General features: G+C 53.1%; 1 pseudogene. It reads left to right on the top strand.

The annotated features are described in order from the left end of the window. A pseudogene (locus tag P0G09_RS16765) lies at positions 1-324 on the top strand (MBL fold metallo-hydrolase); the annotation flags it as partial.

Here is a 324-nt window from a genome sequence, read left to right as displayed (position 1 = left end):
TATGGTCTACCTCATTGACGATAAGTACCTTTTTACCGTCGACACGCTGTGGTTTGGCGCGGACGGCGGCTACAGCTTCAATTCCTCGCTGGCGGAGGACAATAAGCTGGCTGTGCAGTCACTGGCGGAGCTGGAGCGGAAACTGCGCGCACGTGGGCTGCATCCATATTTCATCACCGCTCACACGGGATGGACGGACAATTTTGCCTTTGAGTTTGCCCACAAAGACAAGCACTGTTCACCATTCAAAAAACGAGTACACGACTCATCGGCACCCTATGATGCCTACGACGACTCGGACGACACCGAAGAAAATGCAAAGAG

Origin of the sequence: Faecalibacterium sp. DFI.5.82, assembly GCF_029076575.1 — a bacterium.
GTDB classification, from domain to species: Bacteria; Bacillota; Clostridia; order Oscillospirales; family Ruminococcaceae; genus Faecalibacterium; species Faecalibacterium duncaniae.
The sequence above is the reverse complement of the archived record's forward strand: the minus strand, read 5'-3'. Positions and strand labels throughout refer to the sequence as shown.